Raw genomic sequence first — 16,284 nt, forward strand, 5'->3', positions numbered from 1 at the left:
CCGCTCCGGTGTACATTACGTCTAAATAGTTGTTCTTAACAACCAATAAGGAGCCGCCCATGACCACCCATTCCGACCACAACCTGCTTTCCCCCTACGACCTTGCGGGACTCCCCCTTAGCAATCGCGTTGTGATGGCGCCCATGACCCGTGCCCGTGCTGGTAAATCGCGTGTCCCCAATGCTTTGATGGCCGAGTACTACGCGCAGCGCTCCAGCGCTGGCCTCATCATCACCGAGGCTACCACGATCTCGCCCCAGGCAAATGGCTGGGTGGACTCGCCGGGGATCTACACCGACGAGCAGCAGGCGGGCTGGGTTCCTGTGGTGGAGGCGATCCACAACGCGGGGAGCAAGGTCTTCCTCCAGCTCTGGCACATGGGCCGCGCTTCCCACAGCAGCTTCCACGATGGCGCGCCCGCCGTGGCTCCTTCGGCCATCATGATCAATGGGGACTACATTCACACGCCCCTGGGCAAGCTGCCCTATGAAACGCCCCGTGCGCTGGAACTCAGCGAGATACCCGGCGTGGTGGAGGAGTACCGCCGCGCGGCGGAGCGCGCCAGAGCGGCGGGTTTCGACGGTGTGGAAATCCACGGCGCGAACGGTTACCTCATCGACCAGTTTCTCCAATCGAAGACCAACCACCGCACCGACGAGTATGGCGGGACCATCGAAAAACGATATCGCTTTCTGAAAGAAGTGACCGAGGCCGTATTGACCGTCTTTCCCGCGAACCGGGTCGGTGTCCGGCTGTCGCCCAACGGAATCTTTAATGACATGGGCTCACCGGACTACCGCGAGACCTTCCTGTACGCCGCGACGCAATTGGACCGTCACGGCCTTGCCTATCTGCACGTGATGGATGGCCTCGCCTTCGGCTTTCACGAGCAGGGCACACCCATGACCCTGGCGGAATTTCGCGAGGTATTTCACGGTACGCTCATGGCCAACTGCGGTTACACTCAGGAAGACGGCGATAAGGCGATTTGCGAAGGGCATGCGGATCTCGTGGCCTACGGACGCCCCTGGATCACCAATCCCGACCTCGTGGCCCGATTTTCGAACGGCTGGCCCCTCAGCCCGCCCGCCGACCCGACGGTATGGTCCGGTCCCGGCGCGGAAGGCTACACCGACTTTCCGGCTTACAGCGCGGCATGAGCGGGAGCGCGGGCTTTCCTGCCCGCGTATCGTGCGACGGAGTCGAACGAAATATACAGACGGGAGCGTCCGAGCTCTTGTTTGGCAAAAGGGTCATAATTCCACTACAAAAACATCAGGATCAGGATCTGCGCGATGATCACGCGCAGGATCATTGTAAGCGGATAGACCGTCGCGTAGGCGACCGTGGGCCCTTCGGAGCCCGCGAAATTGCCGGCGAAGGCCAGGGCGGGCGGATCCGTCATGCTGCCCGCCAAAAGGCCGCAGATGGAAAGGAAGTTCAGTTTAACCACAAGTCGGGCAATGATGCCGACAATGGCCAGGGGAATCACGGTGATCATCGCGCCTATGAACATCCAGGTCATGCCTTCGCCGTGCAGCAAGGTTTCCATGAGATGATTGCCCGCTTTCAGGCCCACGCAGGACAGGAAAAGCACGATACCCAGTTCACGGATGATGAGGCTGGCGCTGTTGGGCAGATACCAGACTACATTGCCGACGTTGCCCAGCCGGCTGAGGACGATGGCCACCAGGAGCGGACCGCCCGCAAGGCCAAGCTTCACCGGCGCGGGAACGCCGGGCACGTCAAAGGGGATGCTGCCCACCAGTACGCCCAGTGCGATGCCGATGAAGACCGGGAGCATCTCGGGGTGGTTGAGGGCGTTTCGTGAATTGCCCAGGAGGCGCGCCGCCTGCTGCAACTGCTCCGCATCGCCCACGGCCACGATCGTGTCGCCATACTGAAGGCGAAGCGAAGGGACGACGGGCATTTCCACGCCCGCGCGGAGAAGGCGGGTGACGCGGACGTTGTACCGCGTGGGAAGGGCCAGGTCGCGGAGGGCCTTGCCCACCACGTTCTTCTGCGTCACGATTAGCCGCTTGGATTCGAGGGTGCTGGGCGCGCTGGAAAGGTCCGTATCCGCGACCTTGCCGATCATCAGCTTGAGGGCGTGCAGCTTTTTCGGCGGACCAACCGCCAGTACCACGTCCCCCGCGTGGAGCACGGTCTCCGGCGTGGCAATCGCTTGAACGCCCTCGTGTTGCACGCGGGAAATGATTACGCCCGACTCCTCGAAGAGGGAGATCTCGCCGAGCGCCATGCCCTCAAGGCTGGGATTCTCCACCACATAGTTGGAGCGGCTCAGCGACTCGATCTGGTCGGCCCGGGCCTGGGAGAGTGCCTGTGACTCCTTCGAAACGTTGATCCGGAAGATGAAGCGAATAAAGAGCATGGTGAGCAATATGCCCACGATACCAAATGGGTAGGCAACGGCATAGCCCAGACCGGGTAGTGCAAAGATCTCCGCCGAGCCGCCCGCATCGGAGATGGCCGCCTGGGCCGCGCCGAGGCTGGGCGTGTTGGTCGTCGCGCCGCAGAGCAGACCCACGATGACCGCCGGCTCGATACCGAAAACCCGCCCGAGGACCATGGCGGTGACGGCGCCGAGGACAACAATGCCCGCGGCCAGCAGGTTCATCGGCAGCCCTTCGCGGCGGAGAGAGTCAACGATACCGGGACCGACCTGCATGCCGATGGAATAGACAAACAGAATCAGCCCGAATTCCCGGGCGAACTCCATCATTTCATGGTTTACCGAGAACTTGAAGTGACCGAAAATCAAGCCGGTAAACAAGACACCGGCGATTCCCAGGCCCACGCCGCGCAATTTGAAACTGCCGAGTACCAAGCCGCTGACGGCGACGAGGGCGAGTATGACGACCGTTCCGGCAATGGACTCCCCTTTGAATAATTCCTGTATCCAAATCATAGCGGTGCGAAAGCCTTTCACGGGTCGATGCAACTGTGACGGGCCGCGACTTCATGCGGCCACGGCGAAATGGTATCACAGCCGCCAAATCGCCCGCCTCTTTTTGGGAATTTCTATATATAGATAAGGTGTATACGACTTGACGATTATTGAATATACAGGCGCTGTCGCGTCTTGATTTCCTCCCGCCGAAGGCGAATCTTGCCCCGCCGCACCTCCGTGCACTATGGTAAAGCCCTTGCCGCGACGGCGGGTGTCGCGCGGCATCCCACAGTACGAACAGACAGGAAGTACGCAGTATGTCTGACCAGTGGTTTTTCCTTCGCGATGGGGTCCGCCTCGGGCCCGTTACGGCCGCCGAACTTCGGGGATTGGCGGCGCGGGGCGAATTGGGGGATTCGGATGCGATATGGACCCGGAACCTGCCGGGCTGGACGCCTTTCGGAAAAATTCGTCATCACTTCGCTCCCCCTGCGGCATCCGAGACGCTGACCGCGCTTGGTATCGATACTGTGGACCTTGGCCTCGATCCGCCCCGTCCGTCCGCCGGCCCCAAAGCCGCTCCGAGTTACCCAATGGAGCCGAAAGACCGGATAGCCCGTGCCCTTTTTGTCGCGCTCGCCGTTGGCCTGGCCTGGGGCATCCGCGGGGACTTCGGGCACCTCCTCGGGGCCATGTATCCCGGCGCCATTCTGCTGCTCGCGCTGGCCTATGTCTCCGGCCAGGAGTCTCTGTTGCGCTCCATGCCAGTCCTGGCCGCCGCCTGTGCACTCGGCATTGGCTACGGCGGGAACATGAGCTACGGTATTCTCCATGGCTACGCCCAGGCGGACACGTTCAGAAATTACGCCTACGGGCTCCTGGCGCTCTTCCTTCAGGGCGGCTCCTGGGGTTTCTATGGCGGCGCGCTGGTAGGCATGGCGTTGGAGCGTGACCGCGCGAAGTGGGTCGACTGGGTCGGGGGGCTCGGCGTCATGATAGCCAGTTCATTCCTTATGTACTGGCTGGTCTACGAAGCCATCGGCTTTGACATCAACCCGCCCCGCTCCAACAGCGCGCTGGCCCACCTCGGCGGCGCCCTCGGCCTCTTCGGGTGGTTCCTATTTCGCAAGCTGCCGGTGGCCACCCGAGCGTCGATGCTCGGCTTTGTGGGCTTCGGCCTCGGCATGGCGGGGGGGAGGCTCGTCGGCAATGTCTTCCACAATCTGGAGGGCAGCTTCGAGATCAATCACTGGAACACGATGGAGGTGAGTTGTGGACTCATCGGCGGGTTCGTATTCGCCTACGGCATGCTCGGTATGTGCTTTCGTGATCGTGCGACGGATAAACCGCTTACCCTATGGGATGGGATCGCCGCCGTCTTCGTTCTCGGCCTTATCCCCCTTTTCCATCTCTTGACGCGCGTTGAGGATCAGGATCGGGCGGGCTGGGGGACGAAACTCGCGGAGTACGGTTCCTCCTGGACAGCCAGCGGCATCGGCCTGTCGCTTCAGTTCGTCGTGTTGCTCGGCTTTGTCGGCGCGGCCCTGTGGCTCTATGGCCAGGCGACCGGGAAAGAGCGCTGGGGGGCTCTTCCGGTTCTGTGGCTTTCCTTTGTAATGCTGCTCTTTCAAAACTTCCGCGCGCTTTACTTCTTCACACCCGCCAAACAAAACTATATCAATATGCACAGCGTATTCTGGCTGCTTTTTCTCGCGATGGTCGCCTACGTTGCCTGGCGCGAGTACCAGGAGGGCCACACGGACGAGTGTGATTCAGATGAGGAAAGCGACACGGTGCCCTGGAAGCTCTGGAGCACCGTGGCCCTGGTGGGCTTCGTGATTATCGTCCTCGGTGCGGGCCTCGTGAATGGACCTACAACCATGAAGACCGCCAATACCCGTTGGCCCGTCTGGTCGTGGAGTCAGGGACCCTTTCCGGGAACTTCGCCATCGGAGTAGTCAACTTGGGATTGCTCACCACCCAGCAATTCACCAGAAAAGCTCATAATCCAACATAGTATCCCGGCCAGGAGGCCCGCCCCATGAATACCCTCATCGCTCTCACCTTCATCCTCGCCGCAGCGCCGCAGACCGTCCACACCTGGAATTTTGACAGTGACACCGATCTCGCCGCTTGGCGCCCCAACGCGCACCTGACCGATGTGGCCCTTCGCGATGGCGCGCTCCATGCCCGTGCAATCGAGTGGGACCCCTTCTTCTCCTGCGACGGCATCGAGATCCCCACCACGGCGTGGCAGGCGGTGGTTATTCGCATGCGCGCGACCGCCGCGGGCCAGGGTGACCTTTTCTGGACCGGCGACACCTCCGGACCTTATGAGGGCCTTTCGGAAGATCGCAAAGGGCGCTTTCAGGTGCCCGGTGATGGAGAATGGCACGACATCGTCATTCAACCCTTCTGGCAGAGCGCCGGAGTGATACGCAAGATGCGTCTCGACGTCTATGGCGATGCGGAATTCGACATCGACGCCATCACCATCGTGGACTGGTCCGAAGGGAAGGCTCCGTCAACACAAGCCCGGTGGAGCGATGAAGAACTCGCCGACTGGTTCGCGCCGGGTGAAGGTCAATCCCGTTGGTCGTCGCCGCTGAAGCTGGACACCGAAGAGCTTGGCTGGGCCAGCGTCGATTTGAAGTCCGAGGCCGAAGGCACCGGCGCGCTGCTCTGGGGCACTGCGACCCGCCCCGGTTTGTTCCGCCAGGAATTTCCCGTTCAATCCGGCGCGCGCACCGTTAATCTGGAGTTGCATGGCGTACCCGGCTGGCGTGACGTGGTCGCCCTGGGTCTGGAATTGCCCGACGGCGCTATCGCGTCCAACCTGCAACTCGGCGACACGCCATCGGGACCCGCCGATCTGAACTTCATCTACTTCGGCGCCCAGGAAGGCGCGAACCGCGTCGGCAAGCCCGCGCGGGTCATTGCCCAGTTCAGCAACCGCGGCGGCGCGGCGCTGGCGCGCGTCACAGGCCGTCTCGAAGGCCCCGACGGCCTCGCCATCACGCCCGTCGTTCCCGAAGCGACCGACATCGACTTCGAGGGGCTGGGCCGCCTCGCGTGGGACGTCGTTTCGGATGTGCCCGGCGACGTTTCGCTGAAGCTGTCCCTCGAAGGCGCGCCCGAACCCCTTCAGGCGGAGGCCACCATCGAATTCACCAACCCACTTGATGTGCCGAAGGCCGATTACGTGCCCGAGCCGAAGCCGGTGAAGACCACCGTGCCCATCGCGGCTTATTACTTTCCCGGATGGGACAGTCCCGCAAAGTGGGACCCCATTCAGCGCGTGGCGCCTGTGCGCAAGCCCCTCCTCGGCTGGTACGACGAGGCCAATCCCGAAATCGTGGACTGGCAGATCAAATGGGCCGTGGAGAATGGCATTTCAGTGTTTCTCGTGGATTGGTATTGGGTCCAGGGCAGCCAGCACCTGCGCCACTGGCTGGAGGCCTACAACAAATCGCGCTACCGCGACCAGTTGAAGATAGCCCTCATGTGGGCGAATCACAACGGGCCCGGCACCCACTCCGCGGAGGACTGGGCCGCCGTGACCGACCACTGGATCGCCGAATATTTCCCCATGGACAGCTACTACCGCATGAACGGCAAGCCGGCCGTGTTCATCTGGGACAACCGCGCGATCCGCGAAGATCTCGGCGGCAGCGATGCCGTCGCGGCGGCCTTCGCAAAGTCGCAGGAAGCCGCAAAAGCCGCGGGCTTTGAAGGGATTCACATTGCCGCGCTCCACGGCGACGGCAACGAGGCCACGCTCGGTACGGAGGGCTACCACGGCATCACCACCTACCACGAGTGGGGCAATGCGCCGGGCCTCGCGGAGAATCCGAAGCGCATGACCTATGAGGATCTCGTGGCCACCGCCCCCGAAGCCTGGCGCAAGAAAAACGACGCGCGCGGCCCGCTGGAATTCTACCCTGTGGTGGACACGGGCTGGGATGCGCGCCCCTGGCACGGCAACGAAGCCCAGGTCATCTCCGGGCGCGCGCCCGCGCTCTTCAAGCAGCTCCTGCAGGAGGCGAAGACCTTCGCCGCCTCCGCCCAGACGCCCCTGATCGTTCTGGGGCCCGTGAACGAATGGGGTGAGGGCAGCTACATCGAGCCCGCAACGGAATACGGCTTCAAAATGCTGGAGGCCATCCGCGAAGTCTTCGGCGAGGGTGATCCCGCAAGCTGGCCGGCAAATATTGGCCCGGCGGATATCGGCCTCGGGCCGTACGACTTTCCCGAGCAGGCGATCCGAAGCCAATGGACCTTCGACGAAGGCGCCGAGGGCTGGGAACGCATGATGGGCCTGGGCGATCTGAGCGTCGCCAACGGCGCGCTCCAGGCCACCAGCACCAGCCGCGATCCGGCCTTTGTCATTCCCCTGCAGGACATCCCCGCGCGCGATTTCAGCGCGATCCGTATCCGCATGGAGGTGAAAGGCGAGGACGCGGCGCAGGGCGCGGCCCAGCTCTTCTGGTCGCGCGGCGGCCAGGCCATGGGCGAGGCCGCTGCGGTGCGTTGGCCCTTGAAGGCGGGCATGAACGAATACATCGTCAATCTCTCCGAACACCCGCGCTGGCGTGGCGAGATTACCAGTTTCCGCTTTGACCCGTGCAATGCGACGGGTGCCACCATCACCGTGGAGGAGTTTGCGCTGATTCCGACGGTCACCGAAGCCGAAAAGGCCGTTGCACGCCAGATCCTCGAGGACCAGCGCCTGGACCAGGTCTTGGAAAAGGCCCGGGCCCTGCTGAAGACCGGCCTCACGGCGGGCGAGGGCTACGGCGAAGTGTGGATCCGCGATCTGAACACTTTCATCGAACTCGCCACGGAAGTGGTGCCCCACACCGAGCTGCGCGACGCCCTCCTGCGTTTCTTCCACTTCCAGGGCGAAGACGGCAATATCATCGATGGCTACATCGCCGCGCAGAAAGCCAGCGTGGGCTACGACTTTATTAAGTCGCCCAGCCAGCCCGACTACCTCGGCCACAAAAATACCGTAGAGACCGATCAGGAGTCCTCGCTGATCCTGGCAGTCTGTCGTTATGTCCGCCTAACCGGCGACCGGAGCCTGCTGGCGGAAGTGGTCAATGGCCAGACCGTGACGGAGCGCCTCCTGCGCGCCGTCGATTTTCTCCACACGAAGCGATTCGCGCCGGACTACGGCCTGCTCTGGGGCGGCACCACCGCCGACTGGGGCGACGTGCAACCGGAGCACGAATGGGGCGTCGTGCTCGATGAAAACAGCCATCCCGCCCTCGATATTTACGACAACGCCCTGCTCATTTCCGCGTTGAACGACCTGCTGACCACCGCCGAACTCGACGGTGCCACGAAGCAGAAATACAGCGCCTTCCGCGATGAACTGAAGGCGAACACCATGAAACACCTGTGGGACGGCGACCGCAAGCAGTTCCGTCCCCATGTGTATCTGAAGGGATCGCCCTTCCCGGCGGACTTCGACGAGGCCGCGATTTATTACCACGGCGGCACGTCCGTCGCCATTGAGGCGGGCCTGCTCACCCGCGCGCAAGTCGGTGAGGCCCTGGCGCGCATGCGGGCCAATGTGAAAGCGGCGGGCGCGGCGAGCATCGGCCTCACGCTCTACCCATCCTATCCCGAGGGCTTCTTCAAGAATCCCGTCATGGCCAAGACCTACTCCTACCAGAACGGTGGCGACTGGACCTGGTTCGGCGGCCGCACACTCTCCGGCCTGATCGCCAACGGCTATCCAGTCGAAGCCTACGAAGAAATGCTCCCCATGGTCGAGCGAGTCCTGGCCAACAATGACTTTCACGAGTGGTACACCCTCGACAACAAAGCCGCGGGCTCGGGAACTTACCGGGGTGCGGCGGGCGCGCTGGGGAAAGCGATCCTCGAGCTGCGCGCCTGGGCGGCGGGGGCGGAAACCATGGCGGCGTCCACAGGGACTGACGCGCCCCAGTAAACCACGATGTGTCAGTTCACGCTGTGTTCTCAAGTATCTTGTTGCCGAACAGTAATCCAGGAGGGGCGTGGCTGTCCCGTCGTAAGGGAGGTGAATTGTGCTTGCAAACGCTGACGTATTCCGCAAGGTGACCGAGGTGGGCGACTCGCAGAAAAGAGTTCGACAAGAGATCTATTCTTCACGTAGAGTGTGGTGGTAAGTTGACTCCAGCAGCGTGGGGTGCGGTCCGAACACCTGTTTCGTGAAGATAGTGAGAAGCTATGGTAGCGGCGCGTAGAGTCTTATTGGAAACGGAGTTCACCGCAAGTGAAATCCGTCGGCAAGACGCTGACTGGGCCTACGGTGGAATCGTAGTTGAAACGATGCCGCCGGGTTGGTTTGTCGGCTTGTCACCGGCGGTGAAGAAAGTAGATTTGAGTCATTTTGTGTCCTCGCTTACTCTGCTGTGTTTTCGGGATAAATCCGAGCCCGAACGCCATGACTTCGACCTCCTGCGTCAGAAAGAGAATGGGCATCTCGAACTATTCTTTGAAGAAAAGAACTTCTGGAATCTGAAGTTGGGCGATTCAGTGCGATTCGCAGCGGCTCAAGCGAACCAGCCAAGTGCCAACGACATGGAAGTGATTGATGAGATTTGAGCGCGCCAAAGACAGCGAGAAATGGGTAAAAAGCAGCGGCAATGTGTTCGCGGACCTCGGGGTTCCGAATCCAGAACTGGCGCTGCTCAAGGCCGATATCTCCATTGCCATCGAGCAGGCCATTGAGCGGAAGGGTATCTCCCAGCGCGAAGCTGGGGCGCTGATGGGGATTCCCGCCGTGAAGGTCAGCAACATCGTATGTGGTCGTCTGAAGGGCTACACGCTGGACCGACTTTTTACTTACCTGAATCGGCTGGATGTGGACGTGCAAGTGAAGATGAAGGCCAAACCCAAAGGGAGGGCGGTCGCCGAGATAACCGGTGTGCGTGCGTGAGGGTGAATCATGGAAAGTGGCGAAGGTCTCATACGGTTGCGGCTGGGCGACAATGAAAGATGAGGCGACACCTTGCTTCGTTTCGCAATAGAGCACGACGAGCACGGATACTTCGCTCATTGTCCCGATCTGCCGGGCTGCCACACCCAGGGGGATACGTATGCGGAGGCGTTGGAGCACATCCACGAGGCGGCCGAGTTGTACCTTGAATCGCTGGAGGATTAACCACAGAGAACGCAAAGGGCACAAAGGGGAAACTTCTCTTTGTGCCCTTTGTGTTCTTTGTGGTTAAACATTTCTGATCACGTCGTCAGGGAGGTGCATTTGGCTTGCCGACGTCAACGTATTCCGCGACGCGTTCCCCGGAAGCGGGCCCGTGTAGATTTCAGTTCATCCCACGAACGACGGGACAGCCACGGACGCCACAGAAACCTTGCTCGTTGTGAATCGCTGTGAATAATCAGAGAAAATCTCCCGAACGTCATCGCGGGTCCGCGTCAGTCCCTGCGGGACTATCCCACCTGGATCGTCGTGGTGTCGTAGCGGTTGCGGAAGGTGATTGTCTTGCCGTTGGTGAAGGCGAGGGAGACTGCGGACCCCGGTTGGATGGCGTCGCCATTGCACCCGGTCAGCGATTGCCCCGCCAGAGCGTGCTTTTCGCCGAGATCGTTCAAGGGAAAGGCCTGGCCGTCCGCGCCATTGGGCGAAGGGCCTTCCTTGGCCGTGCGCCAGAAGATGATATCGTCGTCGAAGTAGAGTTTGTGCCAGGCACCATCGACGCAAAGCCACACCACATTGGCCTCGTCGTCCAGCTCCCCCGCGAACCAGGCCTCCTGCGCGATGAGGCGCTCCAAGGTCTTGCCCGCGAAATCGGGCCATGCCCCGTCAATGTACAACTCTGCAGATACCATGGGATGCGCTCTCTAGTGGGTTAAACACCGTAACCCTAGCACACGGGGGTAGTGTGGGGCGAATTCAAGGAGCGCTGCGGTCGCTGATTCAGCCTGTCAGTGGTCCCGCGCTTTCCCCGCGTTGCCCACGGTGAAGCGGAAGGCGTAGAGGCTGGCCTGGTCCATTTCGATCCGCAGCCGCGTGGGCTTTCCCGCTCGCGCGGTCACATCGCCGCCATCCTTCCACAGCACCAGCGCGTCGATCTGGTCGCCCGCAATCGCCTCGCAATCCGCCGTGGTGCGTCCGGGTATCGCCTCGTCCTTCTCGTCGAGAAGGCCCACACGGAGGTACCCGCCCTCGCGGACGTGGACGTTCAGCTTCAGCAGGTTGCCCTGAAAGAGCAGGGGAGGCGTGGTGAAGGCGCCACCGCCCGTCTCCGCCTCAACGGAGACGAAGCCGTCCAGTCGTGTGGTGACGCGGCTCATGACGCGGCTGTTGCCGGGCAACACGAGGGCTTCCAGTTCGCCCTCTTCATGGTTCAGGGGGGAGCCGCCATAGTACTGGTAGAGGGTATCTCCAACGCGAAGGAGTCCCTGCCCCATATAGAGTGAGCCGGCGTCGAAGCTGCCTTCCGGCCCCAGCGGAATATAGGACTTCGACTGTTCCGGCCAGGTCCAGGCGATGCCATCCCGGCTCGTGGCCATGCGGATGTCGAGGGTCTGCGTCTGGTGGTTGAAGAGACTGGGGAACATGAACCAGGCCCGGGCCGCATGGGGATATTTAAGTGTCGCCGGATTGTAGAGGTCGCTTTCCGGCGGATCCTTCTCGTCGGTCTGAAGCACCAGTTGGAGCGGTTCAAAGAAAGACAGATCCTTGCTGGTGGATCGTCCCAGGGCCCGTCCCCGCCCGCTGACGCGGCCAAAGAGCACATACTCGGTTGCTCCCTCATCCCACACGGCGGAATACTGGCTGTCGCCGAAGATATCGCAAATGGGATCGGGGTAACGGGTCCATGTGAACCCATCGGCCGAATACATGGCGGCCACGCGATAGGGCGGGGTGCCCAGCACCTCGAAGATACCTTGCGACACCGCCTTGTAGCGCTGTTCCGGTGGTGCGGCGGGGTCTTTGAAAACGTGGCTGCCGTGGACGCGCGACCGGGCGCCCTCGGGGCCGATCTGGCGAAAGAGGATGTTGTTCTTCGTACTGCCCTGATAGCTGAAGAGGTCCAGCGCCGGCTTGGTCCAGTGAATGCCATCCGTCGACTCGGCGTAGCAAAAGGAAGTATCGTCCAGATTGGGCCAGCCTTCGATGTCATAGGCCTCATACCACATGCGATAACGCGCCCGGGGCTGGTCCGGAGTCGAGAGTGTGCCGCCCCGGTCTTCCATCACGGAGAACCAGTTCAACGTGGCGCTCTCCCAGGGCTGATCGCGCACCACATTCTGCTCCCCAGTCTTCGTGGCGGGGTTCACCTGAAGGCGGACGCCCGAGGCGCTCTCGAAGAAAAGTGTGTCTATAAAAAGCTGCTTCTCGCTGCCGACGTGAATGGGCGAAGGACCGGTCTCCTCGGCGATAACCGGGAAAGACAGCATCAAAGCTGACACCACGGCCAGCGGGATCAGTGTGGATCTTGGGTACATGCGATTCTCCTTGCCACGGAGTATAGCGCCGCGTCGCGCGGGATGGGAAGGCCGACCCCGCCGCGCGGACGTTGCATCCCCCATGTGCCCCTGATAGACTCCCGGGAAGAGAGAAGGAGACGTCGTTTTGCGAGCAGTGGTTCAGCGTGTGCGCCATGCGTCGGTGCGTGTGGATGAAGAAATTGTCGGCGCCATTGGCCATGGCCTGCTGGTGCTGCTGGGGGTGGACGTGAGCGACGGGAACAGCGACGCCGACTACCTCGCCGACAAGATTTTCGGTCTGCGTATCTTCAACGACGACGACGGCAAGTTCAATCGATCCCTGGAGGATGTGGGCGGCGCCGTGCTCCTCGTGTCCCAGTTCACGCTCCACGGCGACTGTCGTAAGGGGCGCCGGCCCTCCTTCATCGCGGCGGCCCGACCCGAGCAGGCCATTCCGCTCTACGAGCGCGTCGGAAGCCTGCTGCGAGAAAAAGGCGTGGAGGTGGCCAACGGCATCTTTGGCGCCCACATGGCGGTGGAGTTGCTCAACGACGGCCCGGTGACCCTGCTCCTCGATTCGGGAAAGGCTTTCTGATGCGTATCGCTATCGTCGGCAGCGGAAGCTTGAGTGTGAAGATGCTCCTGCCCCTGCTCGATTCGAAGCACGAGGTGGTCGCGGTTATTCTTGATGGTCGCCACACCAAGGGAATCAAGCGCTGGCTGGAGCCCCGGCTTGCCCGCTGGTTTCGCGGCGAATACAGCCTCGGCGGTCAGGCCATCAAGTATGATCTTCCCATCTACTACATCGACAAGATGACCGAGGAAGAAGTCGCGCCGCTCAAAGCGCTCAAGTTGGACCTCATCCTCGTGGGCGGATTCAGCATCATCCTCAAGAAGCCCCTTCTGGATGTGCCCCGGCTCGGATGTGTAAATACCCACTCCTCTCTGCTGCCCCGGCACCGTGGACCGAATCCCTTCTCCGCCGCCATTCTCGCGGGTGACGCGGAAACGGGCGTAACTTTTCACTGGATGGACGAAGACATCGACACGGGCGACATCATTGCCCAGCACAAGATCGCCTTAAACGAGGAATCGACCATGCTGGGTCTCTATCGCGATGCCTGTGAGCTTGCTGGAAAGAAAGTGGAAGGACTCGTCAACAGCCTCGAAGTGGGGGATGGCCTGCGCCGTCCCCAGTCCACCGAAGCGGCTACTTACGAGAAACGCGCTCAAGTCGCCGATTCCTGGATTGACTGGTCCGACACGGCCGAAAACATCGAGCGACTCGTGCGCGGCATGTCCCCCCAGCCTTATGTGCGCTTCCGGTGGCGAAAACACGTCATCCTGGTGCACAAAGTGACCTTCGATCCGCGGCCGGTGAATGCCGCGCCCGGCACGGTGCTGGTCAACCATCCTCTGGTCAAGATCGCCACGGGGAGCGGTGTCATTATCCTGCGGGTGACCTTCCGCCAGAAGCCCATACCCTGGATCTGGCCCGCCTTCGGCAGCCGGCCCGACGTGGAAGAGATGCTACCCTCCGGCGCGCCGGGCGCGCCATAATGCGCGCAGGAACCGCCCCACCATGATCTCCATCATCATTCCCGCGTTCAACCAGCTTGGCTACACACGCCAGTGCATCGCCAGTATTCTGGAAAATACCGAGGGAGAATATCGACTGATTCTGGTCGACAATGGCTCCACCGAAGCGGTCTACGAATTCTTCTGCGCGGTTCCCGGCGCCGTGCCCATTCGCTCCGAAACGAACCTCGGTTTCGCCGCCGGTGTCAACCTGGGCCTCCGCGTGGCCGAGGGCCATGTCCTACTGTTGAACAACGACACCCTCGTCCCCAGGGGCTGGCTCACCGGCCTCTGCGCCGCGCTGGAGAGCGCCCCGGACATCGGCGTGGTCGGGCCCATGAGCAATTACGTCTCCGGGAGCCAACTGATTCCCGAGTTGCGCTTCGAAAGCCTTGACGACATCAACGCCTATGCCGAGGAGCGGCGCGCACAGCATGGGGGCCGTCTTCGCGACGTGGCACGCCTCGTGGGATTCTGCATGCTCATCCGCGATCGGGTTGTGGCGGAAGTCGGGCTCATGGACGAAGCCTTCGGCCTGGGCAATTTCGAAGACGATGACTACTGTGTCCGCGTCCTGCGCGCGGGCTACCGCCTCTGCGTGGACGAGGCCAGTTTCGTCTTTCACTATGGCAACCGGACTTTTCACGCCCTGGGCCTGGTCGAAGGACGATGGGATGCCCTGCTGGAAGAAAACGCCGCGCGCTTCGGCGCCAAATGGAACCTGAAGCCCGAAGACCGGCTCGATGAATACCGCGAAGCACTCCAGCTCAACCGCAAGGCGGGCGAGGCCCTGGCGCAGGGCGATCTGGTCGGGGCCATCCGGGGTTACCGCGACGCGCTCCTGCTCGCGCCCCAACTGGCCCGAAGCCACAACGATCTCGCCGTGGCCCTGTGGCAGGCCGGCGCGGGCGAAGATGCCTTCGAACGCCTCAAGGCGGCCCTGCGCCTCGATCCGGAATTTTCCGAAGCGAGGGAAAATCTCCTGGACGTTGGCCGGGCCCTCGGCAGGGAAGAGGAGGCCCGCGATGTTCTCGGGTCGACGAAAGCGGAGGATGATCCATGAGTATTACGGTGCGGGAATACCTGCCGGAAGACGAAAGCGAATGGTTGAAGGTTCACGCCATCATCATGAGCATCTCCCACGCGTGGAACTACTGCATTCAGGAGCGTCCGGATTACACGGGCTACGTGTCCACCCGCCTCGTTGCCGTGGACGGCGACCGCATCATTGGGTTGATCGATGTGCAGTACGAGAACGAGCCCGGCGAACTCTGCTTTCAGAAAGATTCGCGCGGCGGTTATGTGCTGGAGTTTGGACGTCTTCCCGAATACGGTGGCGCGGGACTCGGCAAGCAGTTGATGGACGCCGCCGCGGCGGACGCCAGGCGGCTCGGTTTCAATCGCCTGGAGTACTGGAGTCAGGATCGGCGCGCGCAACGCTACTACAGGCGGCTTGGACTGAAGGAAATCAGCAGGCACTATCGCTTCCGCTTCAAACCGCCCCAGGCGATTCAGGACGAGTTGATGAAAGACTGCGTCGGTGTGGAATATCTATACGGCGCCTGTGTGCCCGAAGAGTGGCCCCTTGTGCGGGAGAAGTACGACGTCATCACCAAGCCCCCCCTGGAGCCCCATCTCTGCGTGGGGTTCGACGTGCGTTTCTGAGGCGCGACTGCGGCACGAATAGAAAACAATCTAACCCCGGAGTACGCAGAGGCGCGGAGTATGTACCAGCTACCTGAGCCTCGAAAAAAAAAGCATCCACCTCAGTTGCTCGTCCTCCGAAACACTTTCTTCTCCGTGCCTCCGTGAGCTCCGTGGTCAATCTTTCCTCGTATTCGTGCAGATTCGTGTCTATTCGTGGTTTAAATTCCTTGATTGCGAAGCACCCCATGTTCACCCACATCTACGCACGTCGCTATCGCGCCACACGAAAAAAGTTCGTCCCTAAGTTGACATCGCCCCCGTCCATTTGCTATTTTATTGTCACCACTTCGGGCGGGAGTAGCTCAGTTGGTAGAGTGCAACCTTGCCAAGGTTGATGTCGCGGGTTCGAATCCCGTCTCCCGCTCCATTTTTATTTTTCGGGCCGTTAGCTCAGTTGGTAGAGCAGGTGACTCTTAATCACAAGGTCGGGGGTTCGATCCCCTCACGGCCCACCATTTTAACGAATCTTTAGTACACACATCTGAGCCGGCAAATAAAACATGTTTTGCCAGCTTTTTTTTTGGTACTATGGTAGCCCTGCCCCCGGACGGGCGAGTGGCGGAATTGGCAGACGCGCCAGATTTAGGTTCTGGTACCTCGCGGTGTGCGGGTTCAAGTCCCGCCTCGCCCACCAACCACTC

General features: G+C 61.4%; 13 protein-coding genes and 3 tRNA genes. 13 read left to right on the plus strand and 3 right to left on the minus strand.

Features of this window, described 5'->3' with window-relative positions; all coding sequences use genetic code 11:
* Window positions 1-59: 59 nt before the first annotated feature.
* Window positions 60-1,160, plus strand: a complete 1,101-nt coding sequence (locus JNK74_07210) for an alkene reductase (protein MBL7645966.1) — start codon at window positions 60-62, stop codon at window positions 1,158-1,160.
* A gap of 104 nt (window positions 1,161-1,264) precedes the next feature.
* Here JNK74_07210 and JNK74_07215 read toward each other — a convergent pair whose 3' ends face one another.
* On the minus strand, window positions 1,265-2,929 hold the full coding sequence (locus JNK74_07215; GenBank protein ID MBL7645967.1) for a putative transporter: 1,665 nt from the start codon (window positions 2,927-2,929) through the stop codon (window positions 1,265-1,267).
* 299 nt (window positions 2,930-3,228) lie between these two features.
* On the opposite strand from JNK74_07215, the gene JNK74_07220 reads away from it, so the two are divergent.
* The 5 genes from JNK74_07220 to JNK74_07240 all read left to right on the plus strand — a co-directional run bounded on the left by JNK74_07220 (window position 3,229) and on the right by JNK74_07240 (window position 10,067).
* The gene (locus JNK74_07220; protein MBL7645968.1) at window positions 3,229-4,869 is read left to right on the plus strand and encodes a DUF4339 domain-containing protein; all 1,641 of its coding nucleotides are present in this window, start codon (window positions 3,229-3,231) and stop codon (window positions 4,867-4,869) included.
* Window positions 4,870-4,952: 83 nt separating this feature from the next.
* A complete protein-coding gene (locus tag JNK74_07225) occupies window positions 4,953-8,870 on the plus strand; it encodes a glycoside hydrolase family 99-like domain-containing protein (protein MBL7645969.1) in 3,918 nt (1,305 codons plus the stop codon).
* A gap of 284 nt (window positions 8,871-9,154) precedes the next feature.
* The gene (locus JNK74_07230) at window positions 9,155-9,508 is read left to right on the plus strand and encodes a hypothetical protein (GenBank protein MBL7645970.1); all 354 of its coding nucleotides are present in this window, start codon (window positions 9,155-9,157) and stop codon (window positions 9,506-9,508) included.
* The gene (locus JNK74_07235) at window positions 9,498-9,842 is read left to right on the plus strand and encodes an XRE family transcriptional regulator (GenBank protein ID MBL7645971.1); all 345 of its coding nucleotides are present in this window, start codon (window positions 9,498-9,500) and stop codon (window positions 9,840-9,842) included. The genes JNK74_07230 and JNK74_07235 overlap by 11 nt, the downstream gene beginning before the upstream one ends.
* A gap of 72 nt (window positions 9,843-9,914) precedes the next feature.
* Window positions 9,915-10,067: a type II toxin-antitoxin system HicB family antitoxin gene (locus JNK74_07240; protein MBL7645972.1), complete on the plus strand. Its 153-nt coding sequence runs from the start codon at window positions 9,915-9,917 to the stop codon at window positions 10,065-10,067.
* A gap of 287 nt (window positions 10,068-10,354) precedes the next feature.
* On the opposite strand, the gene JNK74_07245 is transcribed toward JNK74_07240, so the two are convergent.
* Entirely contained in the window at window positions 10,355-10,753 is a 399-nt protein-coding gene (locus JNK74_07245; protein MBL7645973.1) for a hypothetical protein, read from the minus strand.
* A 96-nt stretch (window positions 10,754-10,849) separates the two neighbouring features.
* Window positions 10,850-12,376: a hypothetical protein gene (locus tag JNK74_07250; protein MBL7645974.1), complete on the minus strand. Its 1,527-nt coding sequence runs from the start codon at window positions 12,374-12,376 to the stop codon at window positions 10,850-10,852.
* Between the two features lie 127 nt (window positions 12,377-12,503).
* On the opposite strand from JNK74_07250, the gene JNK74_07255 reads away from it, so the two are divergent.
* From JNK74_07255 to JNK74_07285, 7 genes are all read left to right on the plus strand, one after another.
* Complete coding sequence (locus JNK74_07255; GenBank protein MBL7645975.1) at window positions 12,504-12,953, plus strand: D-tyrosyl-tRNA(Tyr) deacylase; 450 nt, start codon at window positions 12,504-12,506, stop codon at window positions 12,951-12,953.
* On the plus strand, window positions 12,953-13,918 hold the full coding sequence (locus tag JNK74_07260) for a methionyl-tRNA formyltransferase (protein ID MBL7645976.1): 966 nt from the start codon (window positions 12,953-12,955) through the stop codon (window positions 13,916-13,918). The genes JNK74_07255 and JNK74_07260 overlap by 1 nt, the downstream gene beginning before the upstream one ends.
* A 22-nt stretch (window positions 13,919-13,940) precedes the next feature.
* Entirely contained in the window at window positions 13,941-14,999 is a 1,059-nt protein-coding gene (locus tag JNK74_07265) for a glycosyltransferase (GenBank protein MBL7645977.1), read from the plus strand.
* Window positions 14,996-15,601 carry a GNAT family N-acetyltransferase gene (locus JNK74_07270; GenBank protein ID MBL7645978.1) on the plus strand — a complete coding sequence of 202 codons (606 nt, stop codon included), beginning with the start codon at window positions 14,996-14,998 and terminating at the stop codon, window positions 15,599-15,601. Before JNK74_07265 ends, JNK74_07270 begins: the two co-directional genes overlap by 4 nt.
* Before the next feature lie 333 nt (window positions 15,602-15,934).
* Window positions 15,935-16,010: transfer RNA gene (locus JNK74_07275), tRNA-Gly, on the plus strand.
* A 12-nt stretch (window positions 16,011-16,022) separates the two neighbouring features.
* Window positions 16,023-16,098, plus strand: a tRNA-Lys gene (locus tag JNK74_07280).
* Between the two features lie 94 nt (window positions 16,099-16,192).
* A tRNA-Leu gene (locus JNK74_07285) sits at window positions 16,193-16,277 on the plus strand.
* The last annotated feature ends 7 nt before the right edge of the window (window positions 16,278-16,284 follow it).

The organism is Candidatus Hydrogenedentota bacterium (assembly GCA_016791475.1).
Taxonomy (GTDB): Bacteria; Hydrogenedentota; Hydrogenedentia; order Hydrogenedentales; family JAEUWI01; genus JAEUWI01.

Coding starts and splice junctions, on each gene's coding strand:
- JNK74_07225 (MBL7645969.1), top strand. CDS start 4,953: ATGAATACCCTCATCGCTCTCACCTTCATCCTCGCCGCAGCGCCGCAG.
- JNK74_07260 (MBL7645976.1), top strand. CDS start 12,953: ATGCGTATCGCTATCGTCGGCAGCGGAAGCTTGAGTGTGAAGATGCTC.
- JNK74_07245 (MBL7645973.1), bottom strand. CDS start 10,753: ATGGTATCTGCAGAGTTGTACATTGACGGGGCATGGCCCGATTTCGCG.
- JNK74_07215 (MBL7645967.1), bottom strand. CDS start 2,929: ATGATTTGGATACAGGAATTATTCAAAGGGGAGTCCATTGCCGGAACG.
- JNK74_07210 (MBL7645966.1), top strand. CDS start 60: ATGACCACCCATTCCGACCACAACCTGCTTTCCCCCTACGACCTTGCG.
- JNK74_07220 (MBL7645968.1), top strand. CDS start 3,229: ATGTCTGACCAGTGGTTTTTCCTTCGCGATGGGGTCCGCCTCGGGCCC.
- JNK74_07270 (MBL7645978.1), top strand. CDS start 14,996: ATGAGTATTACGGTGCGGGAATACCTGCCGGAAGACGAAAGCGAATGG.
- JNK74_07235 (MBL7645971.1), top strand. CDS start 9,498: ATGAGATTTGAGCGCGCCAAAGACAGCGAGAAATGGGTAAAAAGCAGC.
- JNK74_07265 (MBL7645977.1), top strand. CDS start 13,941: ATGATCTCCATCATCATTCCCGCGTTCAACCAGCTTGGCTACACACGC.
- JNK74_07250 (MBL7645974.1), bottom strand. CDS start 12,376: ATGTACCCAAGATCCACACTGATCCCGCTGGCCGTGGTGTCAGCTTTG.